20 protein-coding genes and 1 other RNA gene are annotated in these 26,825 nt (G+C 45.4%); 9 read left to right on the top strand and 12 right to left on the bottom strand.

Going from position 1 to position 26,825, the window contains the following annotated elements:
- Positions 1-82: 82 nt before the first annotated feature.
- The 3 genes from EXU57_RS01995 to ytxJ form a co-directional block, all read right to left on the bottom strand.
- Entirely contained in the window at positions 83-1,291 is a 1,209-nt protein-coding gene (locus tag EXU57_RS01995; protein ID WP_133266482.1) for a family 1 glycosylhydrolase, read from the bottom strand.
- A 211-nt stretch (positions 1,292-1,502) separates the two neighbouring features.
- On the bottom strand, positions 1,503-2,138 hold the full coding sequence (locus EXU57_RS02000) for an NAD(P)-dependent oxidoreductase (RefSeq protein WP_165958000.1): 636 nt from the start codon (positions 2,136-2,138) through the stop codon (positions 1,503-1,505).
- 646 nt (positions 2,139-2,784) lie between these two features.
- Positions 2,785-3,120: a bacillithiol system redox-active protein YtxJ gene (gene ytxJ / locus EXU57_RS02005; RefSeq protein WP_133266484.1), complete on the bottom strand. Its 336-nt coding sequence runs from the start codon at positions 3,118-3,120 to the stop codon at positions 2,785-2,787.
- Between the two features lie 240 nt (positions 3,121-3,360).
- On the opposite strand from ytxJ, the gene EXU57_RS02010 reads away from it, so the two are divergent.
- The 3 genes from EXU57_RS02010 to EXU57_RS02020 all read left to right on the top strand — a co-directional run bounded on the left by EXU57_RS02010 (position 3,361) and on the right by EXU57_RS02020 (position 6,493).
- Entirely contained in the window at positions 3,361-4,716 is a 1,356-nt protein-coding gene (locus tag EXU57_RS02010; protein ID WP_133266485.1) for a UDP-N-acetylmuramate--L-alanine ligase, read from the top strand.
- Positions 4,717-4,845: 129 nt separating this feature from the next.
- The gene (locus EXU57_RS02015) at positions 4,846-5,616 is read left to right on the top strand and encodes a 3'-5' exonuclease (RefSeq protein WP_133266486.1); all 771 of its coding nucleotides are present in this window, start codon (positions 4,846-4,848) and stop codon (positions 5,614-5,616) included.
- An 82-nt stretch (positions 5,617-5,698) separates the two neighbouring features.
- Entirely contained in the window at positions 5,699-6,493 is a 795-nt protein-coding gene (locus tag EXU57_RS02020; protein WP_133266487.1) for a polyprenol monophosphomannose synthase, read from the top strand.
- A 19-nt stretch (positions 6,494-6,512) separates the two neighbouring features.
- Here EXU57_RS02020 and EXU57_RS02025 read toward each other — a convergent pair whose 3' ends face one another.
- Both EXU57_RS02025 and EXU57_RS02030 read right to left on the bottom strand, forming a co-directional pair.
- Entirely contained in the window at positions 6,513-8,219 is a 1,707-nt protein-coding gene (locus EXU57_RS02025) for a hypothetical protein (RefSeq protein ID WP_133266488.1), read from the bottom strand.
- Between the two features lie 47 nt (positions 8,220-8,266).
- Positions 8,267-9,049 (bottom strand): ABC transporter ATP-binding protein, encoded by a 783-nt coding sequence (locus tag EXU57_RS02030; protein WP_133266489.1) that lies wholly within the window; start codon positions 9,047-9,049, stop codon positions 8,267-8,269.
- 336 nt (positions 9,050-9,385) lie between these two features.
- Between EXU57_RS02030 and EXU57_RS02035 the strand changes: the two genes are divergently transcribed.
- Positions 9,386-12,250, top strand: coding sequence for a S9 family peptidase (locus tag EXU57_RS02035; protein WP_243745478.1), 2,865 nt, complete (start codon positions 9,386-9,388; stop codon positions 12,248-12,250).
- Positions 12,251-12,790: 540 nt separating this feature from the next.
- Here EXU57_RS02035 and EXU57_RS02040 read toward each other — a convergent pair.
- The 3 genes from EXU57_RS02040 to EXU57_RS02050 form a co-directional block, all read right to left on the bottom strand.
- Entirely contained in the window at positions 12,791-13,075 is a 285-nt protein-coding gene (locus EXU57_RS02040) for a hypothetical protein (RefSeq protein WP_133266490.1), read from the bottom strand.
- 535 nt (positions 13,076-13,610) lie between these two features.
- Entirely contained in the window at positions 13,611-13,946 is a 336-nt protein-coding gene (locus tag EXU57_RS02045) for a hypothetical protein (RefSeq protein ID WP_133266491.1), read from the bottom strand.
- 96 nt (positions 13,947-14,042) lie between these two features.
- Complete coding sequence (locus tag EXU57_RS02050) at positions 14,043-15,023, bottom strand: M28 family peptidase (RefSeq protein WP_133266492.1); 981 nt, start codon at positions 15,021-15,023, stop codon at positions 14,043-14,045.
- A gap of 228 nt (positions 15,024-15,251) precedes the next feature.
- Between EXU57_RS02050 and EXU57_RS02055 the strand changes: the two genes are divergently transcribed.
- Positions 15,252-15,680 (top strand): CBS domain-containing protein, encoded by a 429-nt coding sequence (locus EXU57_RS02055; protein ID WP_133266493.1) that lies wholly within the window; start codon positions 15,252-15,254, stop codon positions 15,678-15,680.
- 254 nt (positions 15,681-15,934) lie between these two features.
- On the opposite strand, the gene EXU57_RS02060 is transcribed toward EXU57_RS02055, so the two are convergent.
- Complete coding sequence (locus EXU57_RS02060) at positions 15,935-16,570, bottom strand: hypothetical protein (protein ID WP_133266494.1); 636 nt, start codon at positions 16,568-16,570, stop codon at positions 15,935-15,937.
- 160 nt (positions 16,571-16,730) lie between these two features.
- Here EXU57_RS02060 and rnpB point away from each other — a divergent pair.
- An RNA gene (rnpB, locus tag EXU57_RS02065) (RNase P RNA component class A) lies at positions 16,731-17,090 on the top strand.
- A gap of 202 nt (positions 17,091-17,292) precedes the next feature.
- Here the strand turns inward: rnpB and EXU57_RS02070 are convergent.
- Positions 17,293-18,120: a hypothetical protein gene (locus EXU57_RS02070; protein WP_133266495.1), complete on the bottom strand. Its 828-nt coding sequence runs from the start codon at positions 18,118-18,120 to the stop codon at positions 17,293-17,295.
- 449 nt (positions 18,121-18,569) lie between these two features.
- Here EXU57_RS02070 and prfB point away from each other — a divergent pair.
- A protein-coding gene (gene prfB, locus EXU57_RS02075) for a peptide chain release factor 2 (protein WP_133266496.1) occupies positions 18,570-19,668 on the top strand; the annotation gives its coding sequence in 2 pieces (ribosomal slippage) (positions 18,570-18,629 and positions 18,631-19,668; 1,098 coding nt in all).
- A gap of 87 nt (positions 19,669-19,755) precedes the next feature.
- Here the strand turns inward: prfB and EXU57_RS02080 are convergent.
- Positions 19,756-20,748: a class 1 isoprenoid biosynthesis enzyme gene (locus tag EXU57_RS02080; protein WP_133266497.1), complete on the bottom strand. Its 993-nt coding sequence runs from the start codon at positions 20,746-20,748 to the stop codon at positions 19,756-19,758.
- A gap of 515 nt (positions 20,749-21,263) precedes the next feature.
- On the opposite strand from EXU57_RS02080, the gene pruA reads away from it, so the two are divergent.
- Positions 21,264-22,889, top strand: coding sequence for an L-glutamate gamma-semialdehyde dehydrogenase (pruA, locus tag EXU57_RS02085; protein ID WP_133266498.1), 1,626 nt, complete (start codon positions 21,264-21,266; stop codon positions 22,887-22,889).
- A 391-nt stretch (positions 22,890-23,280) separates the two neighbouring features.
- On the opposite strand, the gene EXU57_RS02090 is transcribed toward pruA, so the two are convergent.
- Positions 23,281-24,780: an NAD(P)H-hydrate dehydratase gene (locus tag EXU57_RS02090; RefSeq protein ID WP_133266499.1), complete on the bottom strand. Its 1,500-nt coding sequence runs from the start codon at positions 24,778-24,780 to the stop codon at positions 23,281-23,283.
- Between the two features lie 240 nt (positions 24,781-25,020).
- Here EXU57_RS02090 and EXU57_RS02095 point away from each other — a divergent pair, with 240 nt between their 5' ends.
- Positions 25,021-26,811, top strand: a complete 1,791-nt coding sequence (locus EXU57_RS02095) for a DUF4331 domain-containing protein (RefSeq protein ID WP_133266500.1) — start codon at positions 25,021-25,023, stop codon at positions 26,809-26,811.
- The last annotated feature ends 14 nt before the right edge of the window (positions 26,812-26,825 follow it).

Genomic DNA, 26,825 nt, shown 5'->3' on the forward strand with positions numbered 1-26,825 from the left:
CAGTAGCATCTAAATAGGTTTTCAACGGCATAGCAAAGCCTGGCTGTGGGCCAGGCTTTCGTTTATGTTTTGATGTAAAAACTCAAAACAAATGCACTCCATAACTTTCCTTTTCAATTACATCCTTCCACTGTTTAATCAAATTTTTATATTCTATACCAACCGGTCTTATTTTACGATCTAGATCGTATAACCCCAACGAGTTTACATTACCCGCATCATTTCTAAGTGCACTGTCCCAGTCAACCTGGTCAGTTAAACTGTACCACGTAAAACCAGTAATGGGAACCCCGTCCATCTTTAGTCTGCAAAGATTCGCCCATTGCTTCTTTAACCAATGAACAGAAAAAGGTTCTGTTATATTGGTCTCCGTATGCATTACAGGTATCTTATAACGCCTGAAGTATTGGTGGGTGATTACATAGTAACCGAAGATTTCTCCAGATGGACTTGTACTGCCATCTGAATGAACAAGGTGCTCATTTGTGATATAATAATCATTTCCCATGATGCAGTTACTTTTCACCTTTAACTGCTGTTTCCCAAACCATGTATACTCATCATCGCTCATGCCATTCGCCATGAGGTACTTATATACTGAAACATCTACAGAGTGACCGTATGTTAGATCAAGTGATAAGAATCTTTTCTGATTCAAAAACTCGCAAAGCGGGCGTACATTAGGGTTTTCTGCATGAAAGTATTCTGAAGACTCACTTTGTATAAACTGTGCATCGGGCTTTACACGCATGATCGCCTGCATGGCCAATACATTTGCCTTCGAAAGGTTTTTCAATGCTGTAACAAACGCTCTGTCACTACTTTGACACTCGTTCCACCATCCATACTGCCCCGAAAACATTGCGGCAATAAAGATTTCATTTACCGGTGTATAAAATTGAAGATGGGGATAGCGTTCTGCAAATGCAGACGCATACTCAGCAAAGTATCGCGGCCAATCGGTGTTTTGAAAATCGCCGACCCAGTCAGGAACACCAAAATGACAAAGGTCAACTATCGGGGTAATTTTTAACCGCTCCATCTCAGCGAACACATCATCCGAAAAACTCCAGTCATATTTACCTGGTGCAACGTGTACCCTGTAATACGGTGCACCATAACGAAGAAATTCAATCCCCATTTCGTTGACAAGTGCAAAATCCTCTTTCCACCTTTTATAGTGACCACACTTTTCCATCTCATCTATTCGTTTTCTGGTCCCGTCTTCAAGTTTAATCATAGGATAGCTGTTCTCTATCCCGGTTGAAAACATAAATCTGTTTTTGCTCATGTTAAGTGTGTCAGGTGGATTATGGTTGACGAGATTACGCTTGATTAAGTATAACGTTCCGGGGGTTCAATAATGTTGCCAGAAGGACAAAATACATTCATAAAGAAGGTAAATCAATCCGTACGCAGTAAGCAAGGCTAATCATCGTTCCGGCATCACCATTATATTCAAGCCAAATCCGATAGATGAACATCTCGTGCTCAGGGTTGCGTCAATTCGATATACCAACACGCTGCTTGTTAAAACTATTCTCTTCTGCTGATGTTAAAATAAAATCGGCAAGGTCGCCTGCGGAAATATGCCCGTTATTTGGTGAGGGTACATGTTCAGCATTGGTGTGGTAATTACCATTACCATCTTCATCTTTTATGTCTGGTGCGCAAACAAATGTCCAATTGAGTACGGAGTCTTTAATGTTCAGGTAAGCTTGCAGATGTTCTTTACCTACAGGCAGATAAACTTTGGGGTATCCTGGCTTTTCCATCAACAACACGCCATTTTCATCCGTAAGCACCCCTGCGCCACCCAATGCAACAAGTCGTTCCACGCCGGCCTTTTCCATCTGCTTAGCAATGTTTTTCAATCCAAGACTCCTGGTGTGGTCTAGCCCGTCAAATGATCCCCCAAGCACCGAGAGCACAGCATCAGAGCCCACCAATGCGTCGTATACGCTTTCCTCATCAAACACGTAGCCCTTAATTGCAAGCAGCTTATCGTTGGCATTATCTTCATCAACGAGATGATCTACATTTCTGCCGAAGGCTTTCACGTTATGGCCTTTTACAAGCGCTTTTCTTACGAGGTGTTTTCCCACCATACCGGTCGCTCCGAAAATCACGATGTTCATATAATTGAATTTGTTGTTTAAGGATGTAAACATAGTAACTGGTAAGGAGCGGCCTGCCCTTTACCACACAAGCAAAACTTGTTTATTGCACGCCCAAACGCACAATGTACCTCAATTATCTACGGTAACCCTGCGAATCGCAGGCCTAGGTCAATACGAACCATTATCACTTTAAAATATAGATACCAACCAATACCCGGGCCCAATGTTCAGCACCCCTTCGATTTCTGATCCATTCATAAGCTAGCTTTAAGGCATATCACATCTTCAAAGACTTGAATAAAAGACCATGAATTCCGGCACAAGAAAAGCACCGTTCTTTAACCTGGTTTTTTTTGGGGACCATCTTTTTTACCCTGATGAATCATCGTTGCCACGCTCGGTTCATCTGTAGTTTATTATGGCGGCTTAGCGCTATCAATGCCGAACCGGCACTGCTAAAATAACGCATTGATAGATGTTGAAAATCAAGCTAAGCAATCGCCGGTCATAAAACAAAAAAGCATCCTTTCGGATGCTTTCTAACATTTTCAGAATATTTGCTGAACGAAAACCTGCATACTCTACCCCCACTAAACATTGTTTCCTTTTGCAACAAAAGCAGCGAAGGAGATTCCAGCGCGCCGAAGCACGTAAGAACGGGGTGCTATTTAGCAGAAATCTGCTCGGTTAATTGGTCAACTGTGATACCATAGTGGCTCTCATCATAAACACAAACCCCGTCCCGAATAACAAGCACCTGGGGGCTTTCATGGTAAACATTGAAGTCTTCCGCCACCTTTTTCGAAATGCTGCGATAAGCAATCAGGTCAAGATGATAAAAGTCAGCATCCTTTAACTCAGGGCTTCGGTCCAATCTCGACTTCGCCATACTACTTATCGAACAACGGGTGCTGTGCTTGAAGATCACCTGCGGTTTTGTTTTTGAGTCTGCCTTAATTTTCTCCAGTTGATCGGCACTGGTCAAGTCAATCCAATTCATAGAACTAGGTTAATGATTAATTTAAGGGAGAACTGTAAAAAACTGTGCCGGATTGCTTGCACTAAGCGCGAAAATAGCGGGGATTGTGACTTGGGCAACCCCGGCGTGAGGATGCACAGGAACTGAAGATTCCCGCGACCAATATCAGGGATAATAATGCTGCAATTGTCTTTTTCATGATATGACTGTTTACTATAAAACGGTTACTTTGCAAACTTATTTCTCAAAGATACAATTTTAATGAAAGTTCACTTCATATCCATTGGAGGCAGTGTCATGCACCAGCTCGCGATAGCCTTAAAACGAAAAGGCTACCAGGTGAGTGGCACAGATGATGAGATTTTTGAACCCAGCAAAAGCAACCTTCAAAAGGAAGGCTTGCTTCCGGTTCAGCAAGGATGGCAGCCTTCATTGATCACTCCTGAACTTGATGCAGTTATTCTTGGCATGCATGCAAAAGAAGACAATCCTGAACTGCTAAAAGCAAATGAACTCGGCCTGAAAATTTATTCGTTCCCTGAATACATATACCAGGAAAGCAGCAACAAAACACGTGTCGTAGTAGGTGGAAGTCATGGCAAAACAACCACCACGAGTATGATTATGCATGTTTTGAAGTACAGCCGAAAAGATTTTGACTACCTTGTCGGAGCACGACTTACCGGGTTTGAGCAGTCCGTAAACATAACAGATGCACCTATAATCGTTTGTGAAGGAGATGAATATCCTGCAAGTGCACTGCAAAAAAAGCCAAAGTTTCATTTTTTATTTCCGCACATTGCTGTTCTCACGGGCATTGCCTGGGACCACATCAACGTTTTTCCAACTTTCGAATTCTACCTCGACCAGTTTCGGATCTTCATTAACAAGATCGAGAAGGGTGGGCTGCTCATTTACAATGCCTCTGACGAGGTTCTGATGGAGCTGGTAGATTCAACAAAGCGAACCGACATTCGATATCAACCATACAGTGTTCCTGAACACAGCATTGCAGCCGGCGAAACAACCATCACCCTCAACGGAGCGTCGGCCCATATTAAAGTATTTGGTAATCACAACCTGCTCAATTTACATGCAGCCTACTACGCCTGTAACGAACTTGGGGTCAGAACAAGCCAGTTTTTACAGGCGATCGCCCACTTCACAGGAGCCTCAAAGCGGCTTGAGCTGATGGGTTCAAATGAGCAAACAAATGTCTACCGCGATTTTGCCCATGCACCTAGCAAGGTGAAAGCAACCATTGAAGCGGTGAAACAGCAATACCCCAACCGGCAACTTATTGCTATTCTTGAGCTTCATACATTTAGCAGCCTTAATGCGAAGTTCATGGCCGAATACAAGGGTTCGCTCGATAAAGCCGACCAGGCCGTGGTTTTCTATTCTAAACATGCACTCGAGTTGAAACGAATGCCCGACCTCCCGAAAACTGCAGTCCACGAGGGTTTTCAAAAAAATACACTCGTTGTGCTTACCTCGCGTGAAGAACTCGCAGAATGGTTGGGACAATGTAACCGGCAAAATGCAAATTTTGTTTTTATGAGTAGCGGCAACTACGATGGACTCGACATACAGGAGTTTGCGCGGGCCGCTACCTAAACAAAACAGGAGAAATAGTAATCTATTTGGGGCGGTGTTTCAATCCCGTTAACCACTGGTCAGCAGGCCGAAGCTTGTAAATGAACGCCCTATAGAACTTTCGTCTAAATTTGCATCGAAATCCCCAAAATGAAATTACAACTCTCCCGGCCCATTGCATTTATAGATCTTGAGACTACCGGCACCAACTTATCCATCGATCGTATTGTTGAACTGGCTATTGTACGCGTAATGCCTGATGGCAGCAGGCAAATAAAACGCAAGCTGATCAACCCGCTAATGCCCATTCCGCAAGGTTCAACAGACTGCCACGGGATCACCGATGAGATGGTTAAAGACGCACCCACATTCCGCCAGGTAGCTAACGAGGTTAAGCAGTTTATTGATCATTGCGATCTTGCGGGGTACAACAGTAATCGCTTTGATATCCCATTATTGGTGGAAGAATTTCTTAGGGCCGGTATGGACTTCAGCACAGAAGGCCGCAAGCTCATCGATGTTCAAAGAATTTTCCACATGATGGAGCAACGAACCTTAAGTGCCGCTTACAAGTTTTATTGTCAGAAAAATCTTGAAGGCGCTCACGGTGCAGAAGTTGATGCTACCGCTACTTTCGAGATCCTTGAAGCTCAACTCGAACGTTATCCGAACATTGGCCTTACCATTGATGCGATTTGCTCATTCTGCGGCGAAGAAGACATCGTTGATTTCGCGCGCCGTTTTATCAGGGTAAATTGTATCGAAGTTTTCAACTTTGGTAAGCATAAGGGACGACCCGTTGAAGATGTGCTTAAGTCGGAACCGCAATACTACGATTGGATGATGAAGGGAGATTTTCCGATGCATACGAAACAAAAACTCACCGAAATATTGAACCGTTCGCTGTTAAAAAAAGTGTAATTGACAACCTGTGGAAAAGAGCACCTTTTACCAAAAAATAAAAAAACGTATTTTCGGTTTGTACCCATTTTAAGGCTAATTATTGGAGAAGATAGTAATCATACCCACTTTCAACGAACGAGAAAATATTGCTAAGATACTCAACACAATATTCAATCTTCAGCAGGGATATCATGTCCTCGTAATTGATGATGGTTCGCCCGACGGCACTGCCGAAATCGTGCGGGAGCTACAGCAACAGTATCCTCAACAGTTTTTTTTACAGGAAAGGAAAGGAAAATTAGGTCTTGGTACCGCTTATATCTACGGGTTCAAATGGTGCCTGGCCAAGGGATATCAATACATTTTTGAGATGGATGCCGACTTCTCGCATAATCCGGCTGATCTTGAAAACCTTTATCGTGCCTGTAAAACGGGTGGGGCAGAAGTGGCTGTCGGCAGCAGGTATGTTCCCGGCGGAAAAGTAGAAAACTGGCCCTGGGACAGAAGGTTTTATTCAAAAGGCGGAGCGCTTTACACAAAACTGATCACCTGGATGCCTGTTAACGACCCTACCGCAGGTTTTGTTTGTTATAAACGAGAGGTGCTCGAAACCATTAACCTCGATGAAATTAAGTTCGTTGGTTATGCGTTCCAGATTGAAATGAAATTTGCATCATGGAAACTCGGTTTCAAAATAAAAGAAGTCCCCATCACTTTCAAAGACCGTAGCCTGGGCTCCTCCAAAATGAACAAAGGAATTCTGAAGGAAGGCGTGTTAGGTGTACTGGAAATTCAATGGCACAGCCTGTTCAAAAACTACCGGAAACGGGTAAAAAGTGTTCCGCTCAAAAGTATAGCAGGTTTCAACGACGTCGTTCCTGAAGGTAAGGTGTAAAGTACTTTCTCACATATGGCTATTCGTCATACTTCTTCAGCACAGCTTTCCAACGCTTGTGTTCAATGGCCTTAATCGCCAAGCCGGTACCCACAACGGAGAAAACACACAAGATACTTACGATCCATAAATGGGGATAGATAAAGTAATGTATCAAGCCAATTATTCCCGGAATTATCAACATAGCGGTTCCCCGGAAAAAGTTACCAGCTTTTCCATTATTACCTTGTTGAAGCGAAAAGGGTAGATGCTGAATGCTGATGTAAGCCAGCGTTGAGCAAATCAGCAATTCGTTAAACAAGCCGAGGAGGAGATTGGGTATAATCTTTACCCCCACGAGCGCCAGAGCAGGAATGGTAATAAGGACGAGCACCGGTATGTAGAACTTGAGCATAGCCGACTTAACCGCACCACTCATGATACTTCCGGGATACTTTACAGGGGTACTGAAAAAAATCCAGGCGGCTTTAAACTTTTCTGAATAGACCACCTGGTTGATGGCCATCATCAGCATAAAACTGCTAAAGTACAGTACCGACACAATTACCATTCTTCCGCTTTGGGTTTCCTCAGAAAGGTCAGTTAGACTAAAGTTCCGTTTATTGGTAAACATCATAACAAAATACACCAGAATATAGCCAAATGACGGGTAGACCTTCATCTTAAAATCACGGCTCCGGCCGGTCATCTTCCAACAGAATTCAAAAGCCATCCTTTCTGCGCCTGGTTTTGTAACCCATCGTGCAAGCCTATGCGGAATCGAAAACCCATCACCCGGTACAAGGATTGAAGGCTTTGCTGTTGCCACCTCTTCGCTTCCGCTGATCATGGATAATTTTCGATTGAAGGACGGCGCAAAGTACTTCACTACAAGCCAAATGCTTATAAAAGGCAGGCTAAACGTAACAAAAGCCGCCACAAGGGCACTTGTGCTCGTATCGCCCTCGGTAAGGCATTGCCAGCCGCCAGCAAACCAGTATGGCGGAATAAACCACATCAACGGACTTGAAGAAAGGTGGAAGGCAGCTAGATCCATCTTGTCCACAAGCCGTGGTAACGACTGATACCCGGCAAAAACGAATATGGCAAAGAAAATTTGGATATAGCTGATGATGCCCTGGAATTTCTGCGGAGTCGTTATCCTGATGATCAGAAGGTAAAGCGCGTTAATGAGGAAAATGGTAAAGAGCGTTACCATTATCGCAACCAGCAGAAATACAGTGGCCGACCATATTCCTGTTTTTACACCCATATAGATTACAGCGGGCAGGTTCATTGGAACGATCAACTTACAGATGTGCACCGTAATGTGCAGCAATCTTGCCGTAACAAACGTTCTGTCGTTAACTGGCTTGGGCAGCAGGATATAGTTGTCGCGTACGTCAATTAAAACAGAAGTAAAATCTGATATAAGGGTCGAGGAAAGAAGAAAGATGTAAAACGCATAATAAATCGTTAAGTGGGTAAGGTAATCGGACCCGACAAAAAACCCTCCCAAAGACAGTAGCCCAAGTAATGCGCTCACCCCCATTGTTCCAAGTGTAGCAGAAGAAACTTCCCTGGCATTTTCCCGGCGGGATTGTTGAAAAGTATTCGGCCTGCGATCGTCCATCACCAGTTTGATCCGGAGAATATTCCTTAGTTGATGGGTGTCTATACCCATCCGGCTGTACAATCTGGTCGGTAGGAGCACAACTACCAGGAAAAACTTATTTATAATGTTCATGAGCCAACTTAGATTGAATAAGTGTGATGGACAGCCGCACCCCTTTCTTAATTGGCTTTGTCTGAAAGGGCATTAATTAGATCGTCGGATGCATTGGTGAGGGTATTTGATGCGGTGTAGCCTGCAAAGATTTTTTCCAGGCTTTTACTTCCCTGTTTTTCCTTTAAGTCTTCAAAACTTCCGTCAGCAATCACCGCCCCATCGTTAATCAGGATTATGCGGTCGCTTACCTTTTCTACAACATCCATCATATGGCTGCAGTAAAATATGGTTTTGCCATCCCTTGCAAGCTTGCTGATAAGGTCCTTAACAATGATGACACTGTTTGCATCCAGGCCGCTCAATGGTTCATCAAGTATGATAACATCCGGATTGTGCAACAGCCCTGAAGTAATCAGCACCTTTTGGCGCATCCCTTTACTAAACGTATCCATCCGCTGGTTCATGTTTTGCTCTAAGCCAAAGGCCGTCATCATACGAACGATCCTTTCAGTTGCCACCGCCTCCGGCATATTGTACAGTTCCGCCATAAACCCCAGAAATTCTACAGGGGTAAGCACCTCGTACAACTCCGCTAGTTCAGGCACATACCCAATTAAACTTTTTACTGCAAGCACGTCCTCCTTAAGATTGATTCCTTTTACAAATACATCACCGGAGTAATCGCTGATTAAACCGCAAAGTATCTTCACCGTGGTGGATTTCCCGGCCCCATTTGGTCCAATATAGCCAATTACCTGCCCCGGGTAAATGTCGAGTGATATACCTTTTAAGACCTGTTTAGGGCCGTAGCTCTTTCGCAGCTCAGTAATACGGATTATGGGTTCCATCGTGGGTATTGAGATACAATGTTCTGTCAAGTTAGCTTAACTACCAAGTCGTGAGCATTAACTTGAATATCGACTGTCCTGACCGCTTCTCAACAGCTCGGCGGGTTAAGCTTAAAGTAAAATAAAAGCCAACCGGTGATGCGCATAAATCTAAGCAAGTAAAAATCGGAATGGCCAACAACCATCGTAAATACATGCGTATTTTGTTAATATATCTGTCCGCAACAATTTTAGCTGTCAATTCTTCCATCAACCGTTAAAAGATCCGTTTCACCTTTCCATTTTGATCGACTGAATTGTTTAGTTCTATACCTTGTGATCAATTCAAATAAACACATGATGAAGAAAACGATTACGTTTTTGTGTCTTCTCGGTCCTCTGTTTTTAACTGCCCAGGTGAAAAAGCCCCTTGACCACTCGGTATATGATAGTTGGGAGAGTTTTGGTGAGAAATGGATCAGTAACAATGGCAAGTACGTCGTGTACGCCATTAATCCACAGGAAGGTGATGGCAGGTTGATTGTCCAGGAAACCACCGGCAAGGTGATCGCAGAAATCTCGCGCGGTTATAATGCTGCCATCACCGATAACAACAGGTACGTGGTATACAAAATAAAACCGCGTTTTAAAGAAACCCGTGAAGCAAGAATCAAAAAGAAAAAAGCCGATGAAATGCCGAAAGACAGCCTTGGCTTGCTAAAGTTAGGCGAGAACACCACAAAGCTCTATGCAAGGGTGAAATCGTATAAACTACCTGAAAATGCCCCAGGCTGGATAGCATTGTCTTTTGATAAGACTGTAGAGCGCCCGAGAAAGGACACGGCATCAGCTAAGGACGGCGATATGATGCTGGAATTGCGCGATGCTGATGAACCAACGGGCTCAGATGACAAGAAAGAGGAGGGATCGGACCTGATTTTGAAAAATCTCGAAACCGGCGATGAAAAGACTATCTCAAACGTCACCGAATACTTTTTTAGCAAAAACGGTAGAGCCCTTCTTTACGAAACGGCCGTATCCCGGAAGGATTCGACAGCGAGGACTGCAGTATACCTGATGGACCTGCCAGGCCAAAACGCCAGGAGGATACTTACGGGTTTCAATGATGCGAAAGGCTACACGCTTGATGATGAAGGCACCCAGGTGGCTTTTGTAGCCGAACGCGACAGTGCGGGAAAAACGCTCCAGAAGTTCTACAAACTATGGTATTACAAAGCAGGTTCCGACAGTGCAATCCACCTTGCTGATCGTTTAAGTGCTGGAATAAAGAAAGGTTGGACCATAAGTGAAAACGGCACCTTAACATTCAGTAAAAGTGGAAAGCGACTGATGTTTGGCACCGCCCCTATAATGGCACCAAAAGACACAAGCATAGCGGATATTGATAAGGTAAATCTCGATATCTGGAACTACAAGGACGATTACCTGCAGCCGCAGCAATTAAAGAATAAAGACGTTGAAGAAAAAAGAAGCTACATGGCACTTTGGGATTGGGATAAGAAGCAGGTTGTGCAGCTAGCCAGTGAATGGATCAACCCGATTTTTGCCACGAATGAGGGGGACGGCGACCACTTCTATGGCGCTTCAGATTCCGGCTTGCGCGCTGCGATGCAGTGGCAAGGTTTTACCGTAAAAAAAGTCTTTCACATTGATCCGGCAACAGGTTGGGCAAACGAAATCAAAAAAGAGTTTAAAGGCAATGTTTACCCTTCATACTCCGGCAAATACCTGTTGATGTACGACGACAGGCAAAAACAGTATTTTGTTTATAATGCCAATACTAAAAACATCGCACCTATTACCAAACAAATTAAAACCCCGCTATACGACGAGGAGAACGATGTACCGGATGATCCTAATCCATATGGTATCGTAAAATGGATGGAAGATGATAAAGCGGTTTTAATCAATGATCGGTACGATGTATGGCAGGTGGACCCGGAAGGAAAAGCTGAACCTGTTTGCATAACCGGTGGAATAGGTCGGAAAACAAAAACCAGCTATAGAGTAGTTAACCTCGATCGTGAAGAAAAGTTCCTGCGACCATCGCAAACCTTATATTTCGAGTTGACAGATGAAAAAGACAAAAGTGGCGGCATTGCCAAATTACCGCTGAGCAAAAAAGGTTTACCGGAAATTATCTATAAAGCCCCGGCAAACGTAGCCAATATCCTGAAAGCAAAAGCTGCAGATGTAATTGTTTATTCGCGTGAAACGTTCGAAGAGCCTACAGCATTGTACACGTTGACGTCTGGTTTGGAAACAGAACCCATCAAAACGGGGCAGGCACAGTCGACTTTATTGGCGAAAACAAACCCGCAGCAAGCAAACTACTTATGGGGAACATCCGAACTTTTTACCTGGAAAGCGTACACCGGCAAATCGACTGAAGGGATATTATATAAACCGGAGAACTTCGATCCCGCCAAAAAGTACCCGATGCTGGTTTATTTTTATGAGCGAAGCAACCAAACCCTTCGTAATTATATAGCCCCCGCACCAACACCAAGCCGGTTGAACATACCGTTTTTTGTAAGCAGGGGATACGTAGTATTTGTACCGGATATCTGGTACAAAACGGGCTATCCGGGTCAGAGTGCATACGACTACATTGTGAGCGGCACACGTGCACTCATCAAGAAAGGTTTTGTAGATAGTACTAAAATCGGCCTTCAGGGGCAAAGCTGGGGTGGTTACCAAATCGCTTATCTGATCACCCGTACTAATCTTTATGCAGCGGCATGGGCGGGGGCCCCGGTTGCAAATATGACCAGTGCTTACGGTGGTATGCGGTGGGGAACCGGACTTAACAGGCAATTCCAATACGAGAAAACACAAAGCCGTATTGGCGCAACCCTATGGGAAAAACCGGAACTCTATATACAAAACTCACCTCTTTTTCAATTGCCTAAGGTAAAAACCCCGCTGGTAATCATGGCCAACGATGCCGATGATGCTGTTCCCTGGTACCAGGGAATCGAGTTATTTACCGGCCTCAAGCGACTGGGCAAGCCTGTATGGATGTTGAACTACAACGGCGAAGCACACAACCTCGTAGAACGAAAAAACCGGAAAGACATTTCTATTCGGGAACAACAATTCTTTGATTGGCTGTTGAAGGGCGAGAAGCCTGCACGTTGGATTGTTGGCGGGGTGCCCGCAATTATGAAAGGCAGGGATCTTGGGCTCTCAACGGAATAAGTACTTTGAGTTAAAGAAAAGTAGGAGAGTGATCGGTCATCTGGTCAAAGTAGGATGAAACGATTAGCTGACCAGGTGACAGCTTGATTTACAATATTAGGCTTCGGTGCCAACTCGATTTACAACAAAAAACCCCTGCAAAACAGGGGCTTTTTGTTGTACTTTATAAAGAAACAAGGTTTTACTTAGGCAGCGTTTTTAACGGTTTAGCCAGACGAGTTCTAATTTAGATGTAAGTAGACCTCCTTAGTTGCCAGCACTAAACAACATCTTGCTGATCAAATAAGCCAAAGCCAACGCTTTAGGTTGGGGTGCAGCCTAACTACCCCGATTGGCACCTGTGGATCTTACTTTTTTACCAGCTCCCGCGGGCTTGGCCGTAGTTTTTAAGAATTTGGAACCTTTGCTAGCAGTTTTCTGCATCTTACTTAAAGGATTATCGCCTTTTTTGTTGTTGGTGGGTAAAGACATTTGTAAAGGTTTAAATGATTAATGAAGGCCGCAAATCAGCCTATGGATGCGAAAGTCTTGAAATTACAACTATGTTGCGCTACCGCCCGTTTTTAGCTCCTCCTCAATAATGTCGTGAAGTATAGGCTCATTTTTTGCCACGGAGGGTGGCAAATCGTCTGGTGACACAATCTTCCAGGAGGCGTCTTCTTTGATCATTGTAAAAATGATTCTGCGTCCCCTGTCGTCGCTAACATCTACGGTAAACTTATTCTCGTTTTTAGCATTGACTTTCCTGAAATTAAATTCCCTTAACTGCCCATCCACCTTTATCAGCTTTGTAAACTGAATGTTTTTGATAAATTCTATTTTCATAAGAAATCAATTGCTGTTACAATAGCAATTAGTATGCTATTTATATTTAAATATTCGTAAAGATACTCGTGAATCCGCCTTCGTAAACCTGCCTGTGAATTATTTAACGCATTCGGTTGTGTCACAATTATTTATCAACCGGTAGCATTAATCTGACGCGGGAACCAGTGGTGGGTGGACGAACACCGTTTGACGAATGCAGCCCGTTCCGAACTCCAATATATAAAAACTACCTGGTTTTCCACAATACCCGTGAGTACAGGATTTCACTATAACGTGGGTCTGTACCGGTTAGTATACATGCAACGGAAAACCCAGAACACAAAACTCCTCTACAGAAGCCCTGAAAAAACATTATCCATGAGATGCCATTGGCAAACAGCGGCCATCGTAATTAAAAGTTGGTCCCGACGAAAGCCATCTACCTGCTGAATACAGGGCATGGATTAAGGAGATTACAAGTGTGAATCGCAATGGTAAAGACACAACAATGCCATGAGAAACCCATGGCAAGTAACGAATGATCAGATGTTGTTTATTCAGGCACGTTGATATACTGTTGTAGCCAACCGGTATAATAAGCAATGGCTAACAGGATGATGATTAGAACAATGATTGTAATAATAATGGCAACTGCGTTGTTCTTCTTTCTTTTAGCAGGTAGAATAGTGGTATCGGTGTTGTTGGTGGCAGTTGTATTTACGGTATTAGTCCATTGCTTCGCTTTGATCAACTTGCCGGTGTAGCGGGCGCTAAAGTTATCTACATCAGACTGGTTGTTCACGACCTGTTCGGCAATAAAGGTTTCCTTATTATTTACAAGTTCATATGCCTGCAATACAACTGGAAAGTCTTCTTTTCTTACATTCATGGCGATTGGTTTTACTATTTATCATACGGGAAATCAAAGCATCCCATTTGTAAATTCCCCTTGCAATTATATTGCCACCATGCTGGTGCACAATTGTTACCGATGTACCTTCCGCAGCATCGTAAGCACCATGTTACAATTCTCTATATAAGTAGAAGGGTCAACACGCGCAAAGGTGTCGGTTGTTCGGTGGTAGTCGGGATGATCCTCAACCCCGATATATAGGAAAGGTATCTTCTGGAGGTGAAAAGCATAATGATCACTTTGGTTGGTCCAATCTTCACGCAACGTTCCCGAGTCGTGGCCCATTAACAGCTCGGTCCCTGAAGTGCTCCTGGTTTCTTCAACCAGGTACCTTAGCTCAGGGTAATGGCGCACCCCAACGGCGTAAATCCGGTTATTGTCGCTTCGGGCAATCATATCCATGTTCAGGTTCATCTTAACTTTACGACCTGCATCAGTGATAAAGGACTGAACAAAATTTCGTGCACCCTGCAGTCCTGATTCCTCACGGTCAAAGGCAGCAAACACCATCGAATACTCAGGTGGTGATTTCCTGAAATACCTGGCAAGCGCAAGCAGGCAGGCAACACCGCTTGCATTATCGTCAGCACCATAATAAGTACCCGAAGGTGTTACCCCAAGGTGGTCATAGTGTGCACTTACAACAATAAACGAATCAGGCACCCGGCTGCCCTTAATCCAGCCGACCACGTTTATTCCGGTGGTGGTACCGTTGATTTCCCTGCCTACAAATGTTTGATCAAGCGAATTGCCAAAGCTATCCAGCAATGCCTGGCGGAAGCGCATCTGAATACGTTCTCTCGCCAGCTGGTGCCCCCTGGTACCGGGCTTTCGCCCTTCGCAGGTATCAGACGCGAAGTAGCGGAGATCGCTGAGGATTTGCAAGCTATCGAGCGATCTTACGGGCACAACGGGTGTGCTGTTGAGGCGCGAGTTCGTTTGGGCTAGCTCATCAGGATAAGCTTCCTCGTGGCGTAAGCCCTCGCTTTTACACCCAAAAGCTGAAAGGAACAGGCATATAAAAATAAACAGGGGTTGAGCAGAATTGTGCATGATCACAGGTTAACTAATAATGGTTAAAGATAACTGCTGCAGTAGTGCAACAGGCAAGAAATGAACATTTGAGATTAAACCAGCCTACCCTTATGTAGGATTGGTTTCAGTGAGCAGGGAGATAAATTCATGAGAAGGCAGCAACTACAGATCCCCTGATGAGATCATCAAATTGATTTGTTGGATAAAAACTTCATTTTGGTTACCTTACCTGTAAAACAAGCCCTTATGAGAACCGTCGCTGACATCCTATCGAGAAAAGGCAAAACTGTATTGCAGGTCGCTCCCGACACTTCGGTGATCGAGGCCCTTAAAATTATGGCGGATCGCAACATAGGTTCAGTTGTCGTAATGGATGGTAAAAATTTTCTCGGAATCATGACCGAGCGCGACTACTCGAGAAAGGTTGTGCTTAGAGGAAGGTCATCAGATCTTACCACTGTGGCAGACATCATGTCGTCTGACTTCCCGATTGCAAAACCGGAAGACAGTGTTCCGCACTGTATGCAGGTGCTATCGTCGAGGAACCTTCGCTACCTGCCCGTGATGCAGAACGGGGAACTTGCAGGCATCATTTCCATGAATGACGTAGTTGCCGAAACCATCATTAGTCAAACAGAAATGATTACATATTTGCAAGACTATATCCAGTCGTAAGCCGGTGCCATGAAAATACGCCGTACAAGGGAGTGACACAACCATCGCCGCCATGGAATACAGCAGCCGGTAACCAAAAAAACGTCTCAGAACAGGTACGTTAGCGATCGCTGATTTTTGGGGACCCGCGTTCCGTTCGCGATGTAATATTAGTGCCCGGATGAACCGATCGGACCGGGTCACTCACTTCAGCCTGTAACGCTTTGCTGAACAGGTGACCAACTATTTGCCTTAGCCCGTGGCATGATCAGGAGTTAACGCAAAAAGCCAAAATCAACCACGCGTCGAACGTATTTTTTGTCTTGTATAACCCAGGTTACCTCGTAACTACCCCCAGACTCGGGTTTGAGCATGTACACATAAATGCGACGACCATCGGCCGAGAGGTAAACACTATTGTGTGACTTGTTTACTCCGCCTTCGCTATAAGTAAAAATGGGGTTGAAAATGTCGGCGAATGCTGCCTGCGGCACCCGGATGGTATCTCTTCCGGTAATAACAGAAACTGACTGAATGGCTGTCCGGGGCACCTTTCCATAATCTCCGAAATAGGCCTTGTTATCAATACGCACAAGGTGCTTGTTTTCGTAGTAGCTAAGCTTGTGTTTCGTAGGATCGAAGCGTTCTGCCTTAATTAAAACCTCCATGCCGTTGCCGCCGAAAGAAATATAGTCGGCTCCATATCCCGTAACCGGCAACGATTTAAGCGGAAGCTTACCAATAATTTCTTCAATCCCGCCCATGCTGAATGTGGCAACATCATCACGGATTTCCTTTTCTCTTATACGCGTAAAAATATCGTTCTTGCTGCGATAATCTGGAAACTCGCGATCCTGTGCACACACCGCAAATACTGCAAACAGGGCTGCTATAAATAAAGTACTCTTCATGCGAATAAATTAGAACAGAATAAAACTAGAGATTTTAGCTGTGGCCACATGGGGCAGGGTAAAGGTACTGCGCGAAATCTATGTTAAACATTGTTTTACCGCTACTTATGCCTTAGGTTATTATCGCTACCGGGAAGCAATGGCGGCTTATCTTTGTATGGTCATAAGCCGAACCATCGCCTCGTGTAAACGTGGAGGAAAGTCCGGACAGCGCAGGGCAATCCACCGGTGAATAGCCGGGTCCTTCAGCAATGGGGGAACAGACAGTGCCACAGAAAATTACTGCAGGTGTATTCGAAAGGAAAACCTGTAAAGGTGAAAACGTGGGGTAAGAGCCCACGGCCGGTATTGGTAACACTACCGGCGGGTAAACCTTGGATGCTGAAATGCCATGTATAGGATCGCTTGAGGGCTGCCCGCCCGATGGTCCAGGGTAGGCAGAAACAGGTGCGACAGTAATGTCCATCGCAGATAAATGATGGTTTAGAAACAAAATCCGGCTTACGAGTTTATGACGCATAGTGACCCTGCGGTGCTTAACTGCAGGGTTTTTAATTGGCATAAACCATCAATGGTAAACCCGACACAGGGTTGATAATTATGCGGGTTCTAACCTGTAGCAAATAATCGGATAATGGCAGGGTCTGCCCGGATTTAATCCTGAACATCCCTTGAATAATAACTGCTTAAGCCGCCCCGGGCAAACTGCTTTTCAACCCCGCTCACTCCGAAGCTAAGTTGGCGGTTTTTACGAATGGCGACAACAACTCAAGCATGCGCACCTGCTCTTCAAAATGGCCATGTTCCGCTTCAACGTTAATATAAGCTATGCCTTTTTTTGCGGCATACACCGACATGGATCCGTCATCAACGGGGTTGGCATTTTGGAGGACTGTATTTACTTTCATGGTTTTTAGGTATTCAAACACGTTGTTTTCCGTAGTCAGCACAAAGTCGTCCGGGTCCATCTTTGAATTGATAAATACTTTAGCTGCACTTTTGGCCTCCGACTGTCCCCTTGTGTAGCTCCGGATTGAAAAGCCACCTTCACTATTGTTGTGTAAGGCTATTACAAGCTTCTTACCAAGTATAAAGTTCGTAAGCAAGGTATCTGCAAAAGCACCCACCACTTCAGCGGCTCGCCTGGTATAAGTTTTAAAACTTGTCAGGCTGGCCTTTATTCCATCGGGAGTGTAAATCCGGTTGGGATCCACCATATAATCTTTATCACCGAGCCTGAAGTGCAGGTTCCGACTGCCATAATGAGTCAATTGTACCAGTGCACCGCCTTGCTGCCGGAGCAGTTCAAGGCCGGCTTCTGCGGATGTGTTTTCATCGTCGTGAACATTCACATACATGACAGGTGTGGCGGAGTCGGCAACGCAGGTAAGTGAAAAGTAAACCGAGTCTTCTCCAATCAGGTACAATCGTGACGTGGTCTGTAATTGTTGGGAGCTGTCTGTTTTACCATTCACTGTTGAACTATCCTGCGCAGCGCCGGAGTAAACCATAAGAAAGAATAATACCGATAGCAGGGCGGAACTTCTCATACGCAGCTAAGGTAGCAGAGTATGGCATATTACAATAAATCCGGGGGAATCACTTTAAAGTAATAATCGTGCATTTTACGTAAATCCGAGGGTTCAGGTAGTCTGGGGAAGGATGAGGCGTTGCAGAAAAAGAAAAAGCATCACGTATTTCGTTGGTACCGGCCTGCGCCTGTATTCAACTTTTACCTGATGCTTTTTGATTAAGTCGCAAACACTAATTAAAATATTCTGCTTCCTAATTGCTCTACTAAGATACGTCTGCAAACAGGCAAACTGCAAGCTTTTGTACTCAGGTTTTTCCACCAGTTGTTAACCAAGTTATGCACACCTTTTTACAATGGAAAGGGTTTCAAAGCAACAAATCATTAATGGATCATGCATATTGTTGAAATTTGTAAGCTCATGAAAACAACACCAGATTCAACAGCAATCTCCTACATTTGCTCCCTATGACACAAGAACAAATCAGAGATATGAGGGACCGCGTAGGTGTCCTAAGGAGGTTTCTTTGACGTCGAGAACCGACTTGCAAAGATACACGACGATAAACAGCTTTCTCTTTCAGCTGGCTTCTGGGATAACAACGAACGGGCTACCGGTATTCTAAAAGAGATTAAATTAAATGAATACTGGACAAAACTCTATCAATCGGTGGAATCATCGGTGGAGGACTTTGCTGTTATATTTGAGTTCTGGAAAGCGGGCGAAGCAACGGAAGAAGAGGTGAAGGAAAATTACGAGTTCGCTGTCCGGGCGATTGAAGAAGCAGAGTTTAAAAGCACGCTCAACAAACCCGAAGATGAGCTTACCGCGGTGGTGCAAATTAATAGTGGCGCCGGCGGTACCGAAAGCCAGGATTGGGCCGAGATGCTCTTGCGTATGTATAGAATGTACGGCCAGAAGCAAGGCTGGAATGTAACCGAGTTGGATCTCCAGGAAGGCGATGGTGCGGGCATAAAAAGCGCAACCCTGCAATTCGACGGGCCCTTTGCCTATGGTTTTCTAAAAGCCGAAAGTGGGGTACATCGCCTGGTAAGAATTTCTCCCTTTGATAGCAATGCACGCCGGCACACTTCATTTGCGAGTGTTTATGTTTACCCGCTGATCGACGACACGATTGAAATCGAGGTGAACCCTGCCGATGTAGAATGGGCCTTTTTCCGAAGTGGTGGTAGTGGTGGCCAAAACGTGAACAAGGTTGAAACGGCTGTTCGCCTTACCCACAAACCATCGGGCATCATTGTAGAGTGCCAGCAGGCACGAACCCAGGGCGAGAACAGGGAAAAGGCAATGAAGATGCTGAAGAGCCGGCTTTACGAAGAAGAGATGCGCAAACGCGAAGAATTGAAAAATGCGGCAAATTCCAATAAAAAGAAAATAGAGTGGGGGAGCCAGATCCGAAGCTATGTTTTCCATCCTTACAAGATGATCAAGGATCATCGCACCGACTTTGAAGTTGGTAATGTTGGTCCGGTAATGGACGGAGAACTTGATGGATTTATCAAGGCATACCTGATGATGCAGAAAGAAGAAGCCTCAGCTAATTAATATATTTCCAATCCGCAATTTTAAAACATTGCGGATTTTTTATGCCCTACAGTCGGCAAATTGCCGGAATATGCGCACTGTACCTTCTTATCTAAGTTCACTTAGCTGAAGAATGTATTTCAACAGCTTGAACCGGTTGCGGTTGAAAGCCATATCGGTCACCATTTCTTTTCGCGATGGCTTCTTCCAGTTTACCGGCACACCATATTTGCGCTCGGTGTTTTGCAGGTGATCAAACGCTACCAGCGTAAAAGCGTGCATACAGCTCATCCTTTGAATGCATGCCCGTTTGTGTCGGGCACGATTGTCAGTACCCAAAACATACTGGTGCAGTTTCCTGCATTCGTCGATAAAAAAAGCCCTTGAATCTGCTACCGAAGTTGCCCGGTTAATGTAGGTGCTTAAACCGCTTTGAACATCAAAATAAATGTCGAAGGCATCATTGGTTAACTGTCCTACTATTGCGGACTGATAGATAAAGTTTCTCTCCGCATCCGTCCAGGTTTCATCGAGCAGGGTTGAAAACATGAGCGACGTATGCCCGTTTTTCTCTCGGCAAACCTGTATGATCTCTTCAACCCTAATGCTCGGGTCCAGTTGGCGGACCGACAAAGATTGCCATTCCAGGGCCACTTTCAACTGCTCCAGGTAAGCTGCTGAAAGGGGCCAGATCTTCTTCAACTCGCCATTCATCAGCAGCAGCAGCCTGGCTTTTGTTGATAAACCATCCTCATCAAGTCCGGCAGCAAGCAATTTAAATACCTGGTCACGGGTCCATTTATCTTCGTCAATGAGGTCGTCACAAATCGTTGCCATCGCGGCAACGAGGGTGAGCCGTTTCCTTTCGGCTGTCTTTAGCCCACGTCCTTTTACCGCGAGATACATTTCGGCACAAGCCAGGATGGTATACATCGGGTAATAAAAAAGTACCTTTTTTCTTTCCGAAGCCGAAAGTGTATAGTTGAGTGCCGATGTGTGTTGGTTAATCAGGGGGTTTAAAAACGTCCTGGTAAAACGGGATTGCTTCCATGCACTCGTTAAAAGCTCAATGCTCCGGTAAGAAAGTTGCAAATAATTCATGCGCTTGTGTTTCCTGGACCAACCCCTGTTGAATGGATCGTTCAAATATAAGGGACTGCACATTAGGGTAAAAATGTGATCCTGCACCATTAAACCGCACAGGTATTCTGGTTTTAGTAACAGTACTCCAGTAAGAGCGGGACGGTTTTCTCCTGAGAATTTTCTAACAGCATTGTTGTGCAAAACTTTGCGATTTTTTTTGGTAACCAGCGACAGCACAACAAGGATCATTAGTGGCGACGCTCCGTTTTAACGGTATACCATTGGGGAGCATTAGCCTTCCCGGCTATGGTGCCACCAGTACTAAACAGCCATGTACATTGCATTGGTCAACATGCCCTAGTGCTTCTTTACAGTACCATCCTTAGTACGGGGAGCTATGCTATAGCTAATCCGGTTCATTATTCCCTGCCGGCAAGGTGCCACGGTTAAAGGCTCGTAAATAAACAGGGCTGGCAGAATGCTTGTTGTAGCAAATGGTTAATTTTGCCTCTCCAAAAATCAAACTACCCGATATGAACCAAGGATATTTCAGTTACCCCATGCCGGTAAACGAACCGGTGCTCCAATACGCACCCGGCAGCCCCGAACGGGCCGCCCTTAAAAAAGTGCTTGCCGAACTAAAAAGCGCTGAAACTGAAATACCGATGTATATCGGCGGAAAGCAGGTTGAGACAGGTGATCGGGTTGCGATACACCCACCCCACGAGAAGGACCACACGCTCGGATATTTTCACGCGGGAACTGAGCATCATGTGCATGAAGCTATTGATGCTGCAATGCAGGCGCACGCCACCTGGAGCAACACCAGCTGGGAACAAAGGGCTGCCGTTTTCTTAAAAGCAGCCGACCTGTTAGCAACGAAATACCGTTATTATATCAACGCGGCAACGATGCTGGGGCAGAGCAAAAATGCATACCAGGCCGAGATCGACAGTGCGTGCGAATTGATCGACTTTTTAAAGTTCAATGTGCACTTCTTAAGCGAAATCTACAAACAGCAGCCCATATCCAGTACCGGGATGCATAATCGTACAGAATGGCGTGCCTTGGAAGGATTTGTACTCGCAGTTACTCCATTCAACTTTACGGCGATTGCAGGCAACTTACCATGTAGCGCAGCAATGTGCGGAAATGTGGTGGTTTGGAAACCTGCAAACACCCAGGTATACTCTGCACAAATGATTATGCGTGTGCTGGTTGAAGCGGGTCTGCCTGCCGGAGTCATCAACCTGGTTTATGTGGATGGACCAACCCTCGGTAAGGTTTGCTTATCGCACCGCGACTTTGGTGGGGTTCACTTTACCGGGTCAACAGGTGTATTTAATACTATGTGGAAAACGATAGGTGAGAATATCGGGCTTTATAAATCTTATCCCCGGATTGTGGGCGAAACAGGAGGTAAAGACTTTGTAATTGCGCACAAAACGGCTGATGTAGATACCGTGGTTACTGCCCTGGCCAGGGGTGCATTTGAGTTCCAGGGGCAAAAATGTTCGGCGGCATCACGGGCTTATCTTCCATCCAATATCGCTGAAGAGGTTAAAACCAAACTGGTGGCAACCATTAAAAAGATGAAGATGGGTTCGGTAGAAGACTTCTCAAATTTCATCAACGCAATTATCGACGAAAGAAGTTTTGATAAGATCAAGGGGTATATCGATAATATTGAGAACGACCCGAATGCGACAATACTGGCAGGCGGCAATTGCGATAAAACAAATGGCTACTTTATTGAGCCAACCGTAATCGAAACAAAAGATCCCAAGTCGGTCACCATGTGCGACGAGATCTTCGGGCCGGTACTTACCGTGTACACCTATGATGCGGAGCAGTTTGAAGAAACGCTTGAATTACTCGACAGCACCTCTCCGTATGCACTAACCGGCGCAATTATCGCGAGGGACAGGAGGGCCATTGAAGTGGCAACTGATAAGCTGCGGAATTCAGCGGGTAATTTCTATATCAACGATAAGCCTACGGGTGCCGTTGTTGGCCAGCAGCCATTTGGCGGGGCAAGAGCAAGCGGAACAAACGATAAAGCGGGTAGCATGATCAACCTCTACCGGTGGTTAAGTGCCAGAACTGTAAAAGAAACATTTTCACCAGCGGTGAACTTTGAATATCCGTTTATGAGCTAAATGATCAGGTGTTCAATATCGTTTAGGTAAGGCCGGCTCTTTGGGCGATTTGCCGAATAATGGTAGAAGGTACAAGCCCGCCCGGATAAACCGGTTCGGACGGGAGTGCGACGGCGCCCGGATGGACGAGTTCGGACTGGCAACGATGTTCAATATTCGTCCTTAGTTTGGTCCAAAAAAATTAGATCAAAGGAGATAGATGCGTTTTTCGAGATGATTTCAAGAGCGGGTACGGACTTTAGTTGTACCCGCTTTTTTGTGCCCGGCTGTACTACTCCGGGCAGAAGTTTGGAGCAATTTTGTGCGCAAGAAACCCGGAAACAGCCGAAACACTGCGCAGCCCAGAGTCTGCAATGTTTCGGGACAAAGTTTCGTTGGTCACCAAACAGGATCAAGCCTGTTTTCTCGCAAAATCCTTGAATACTTCGGGAAGAGACCTGGTAATATCACCGGCAATCATCGCTTCCTGGCTGTAATTCGCCGCTGCAAAATCGCCTGCCATCCCGTGGATGTATACCCCAAAGAGTAAAGCCTGTTTTGGTTCGTAACCCTGCGCGAGTAATCCTGTAAGTATACCCGTGAGCACGTCCCCGCTACCGGCTGTCGCCATACCCGGGTTTCCTGTACTGTTAAAGTAGCCCGAACCATCAGGACAGGCCATGAACGAGTAATGACCCTTAACCAGGATGTAGATGTTATACCGCTGAGCTTGAGCGAGGGATACACTAATCCGTTCAAATCCATCCGCTGCTTTACCAAACAATCGCTCGAACTCTTTTGGATGAGGGGTGAGTATGCTTCCGGCAGGCAGTTGATCAAGAAGGCCCCGGTTTGCCCCGATGAGGTTTAATCCATCTGCATCCACAACCACCGGGTAATTAACGTTCGCCAGTACGCTTTCCATGATCGATAGTGCAGAGGCTGATGTGCCAAGACCCGGACCTATCCCTACCGCCGCATAGCTTTGCCAATGGATTTCATCCAACGCTTCTGCCGACACCGCCATCGCCTCAGGCAGGGCCACTTGTAAAATCGGGATAGCTTCAGCAGGCAAAGCAGTCGACAACAGCCCAACCCCCACGCGCAGGCACGCATGTGAAGCCAGGATAGCCGCACCTACCTTTCCCTCACTTCCGGCAACCATAAGCGCATGGCCGTATGTGCCTTTATGCGCGAACTTGTTCCTTGGCCGGTAAATCGCGTCAATGAGTTGTCGCCCGGTTTGCTGGAAATTGGTTTGCGTTCCGGCATAATAACCGGGGTGTAAACCAATGTCGAGGACCTGAAGATTACCTGTAAACACATCATTTTCGGGCAGAAAGAAACTGAGTTTCGGAGTTTGAAAAGTGAGGGTTGTGCGCGCCCGCACGATCGGGTTGTCTTTTGAACTTGCATCAGCAAACATGCCCGATGGCAGATCGATACTAATGACATTTGCACCTGACCTGTTGATGTGCTCCACCAGTTTAGCGGTAAGTCCCTCAAGTGGTTTGTTTAGTCCTGAACCAAATAAGGCATCGATAACAATATCATCAATGGCAACTTCCGGAAAATCAACCCCGGGTTGGATAAAGTAGATTTTGCGGGTATAATCGTGAAGGCGTTTAAGGTTAGCCTGGAAGTCTGGTGATCCTTTTGCACCGAATTCCAGGATATAAACGGCAATTTCAATGGCATTAAATGCCAGGTGCCGGGCGATTGCCAAACCATCACCACCATTGTTTCCTTTACCACAAAATATTTTGAACCGCTTGTTGTCGAACGGCTGATTGCGGATCCACTTGGTACACATGCCTGCCGCCCGTTCCATTAGATCAATAGAAGACACAGGCTCGTTTTCGATGGTATATCTATCCCAATCACGTATTTGGCCTGCAGAATATAATTTCATGTTAAAGATTTTGAATACCTTTAAAAGACAGGTTCCAACCGACCATCTCCGGTTTACCAACTCTACAGTAAAACCACTCCACTTTTAACTTCCTGAGGCTCAGCGTTTATCAAAGCGGTGTCGTTAAAATTTTTTTAAAATTTCAAAACCAAGATTGCATGCATCACGTAACTGGACAGTTCACCTTTTTATTTCACCACATCAAATTGTTTCAATGGCATCAATTTTAAAACAAACATTATGAGAAAAACAATTACCTGCCTCTCACGACGGTTGAGCCTCCTGCTCCTGTCTTCGCTGATTATTGGGTATCATGCCAACGCTTCCTCGCACCGGGAAGCTCCCCTGATATCACATGATCCGCTGGCTGATAACACCGACGTTTATGCTTTCCGGAGTCCCGACGACACATCTACGGTTACGATTATTGCCAACTTCATTCCCCTTCAGCTACCCGAAGGTGGGCCAAACTACTACAATTTCGGCCCAAATGTTCGCTATGAAATCCACATTAAAAACAAAGCCACAACCTCGGGCGACGATATCACCTATCGTTTTACTTTCTCGCAGGTTAACGAAGATCCAACTACTTTCTTTAATATTCGTTTGGGAAAACAAAACCTGAAAACCACCTATACCGTGCAAAAAAGCATGGATGGGGGTATGTCCTTTACCACCATCCTTACCAACGGCATCGTTCCGCCGCCCAATATCGGCCCCCGTTCTATCGACTCAGCTGGTATTGGTTTAGGAACAAGCTATAATAACCTCATGCAGGCTGCAATCGCTACTGCGACATCAAGCGAAAAGATTTTCTGCGGACAAGTAGATGATCCGTTTTTTGTTGACATTGGCGGTGCTTCTGACCTGGGTAACTTCCGGCCGACCTACAATGCCAACAACAACAATACTGTTGCGCCACCTAAAGATGGTCTTTCAAGGGTAAATGTGCACAGTATTGCTCTGAAGATTCCGATCAATATGCTGCAAAAGGATGGCAAAATGACCAGCCAGGCGACAAGCATTCTTGATGGTGACTTCGTTATTGGTGTTTGGGCAAGTGCAAGTCGTCCGCAGATCAGAACCCGTGATGCAAATACCGGCATGACAAACTACTCTGGCGACTACGTACAGGTTTCCCGCCTTGGAATGCCACTGACTAACGAGGTTGTTATCCCAATCGGGATGAAAGACAAATGGAATACCGTTAAGACTAACAGTCCTGCAGAAGCACAATTCAGTATGTTCTTCAAAAATCCTGAGCTCGCCCTTTATATGGACGATAGTCAACTGGGATCAGCAGTACCTGCACTTAATGCGCTTCGTATTCAGTCGCACTCACTCGGAAGTACTCCAGGCACCGGCTTCGATTTCCGGAACGGTAAACCAGGTTTATTTCCTTTGAAAGGCACCCCTGCATTAAACGGGACTGCACTTTCTGAAGCCGCCTTTGGTGCTTACCTGTTACCAGATGCTATGAGCCCACGCGCAGTAGACCTGTTACCGATTTTTATGACCGGGGTTCCAAATCTACCTCCATACCAACTGGCTACAGGAAAACCAGCGAATAATCCACTCGCTGCGGGTAAACCTTTTATCAACAACTTCCTTCCAACCTTTGGCGACATGCTTCGTTTAAACATGGCTGTTCCGGTAACTCCACGTAACGATCCTAAGTTCAGTTCACTTGGCCTGGTTCAGGCTGCCGTGCTCGGACTTACAGACGCAACGTATGGTTCAACCGCAATCCAGTTTATTCCAAACATGGATGGCTTCCCCAACGGAAGAAGACTTGAAGACGATGTAACTACAATTGAGCTACAGGCAGTAGGTGGTGTTGTACTCGCTGCAATCGGTCTTTACTACGACGATTACAATCCAAATGGCGGTAGCGGGGTAACACAAAACCTGTTGAACGTACTAAGCTTTAACGCCGGCCCGCAACAGAATGATACTACGTTCAGGGTATCCTTCCCTTACGAGCAAACACCATGGAGAGGATTTGACTACACCATGCAACCAAAGTTCTAACAAATAAATAAAAG

Origin of the sequence: Segetibacter sp. 3557_3, assembly GCF_004354985.1 — a bacterium.
GTDB lineage: Bacteria > Bacteroidota > Bacteroidia > Chitinophagales > Chitinophagaceae > Segetibacter.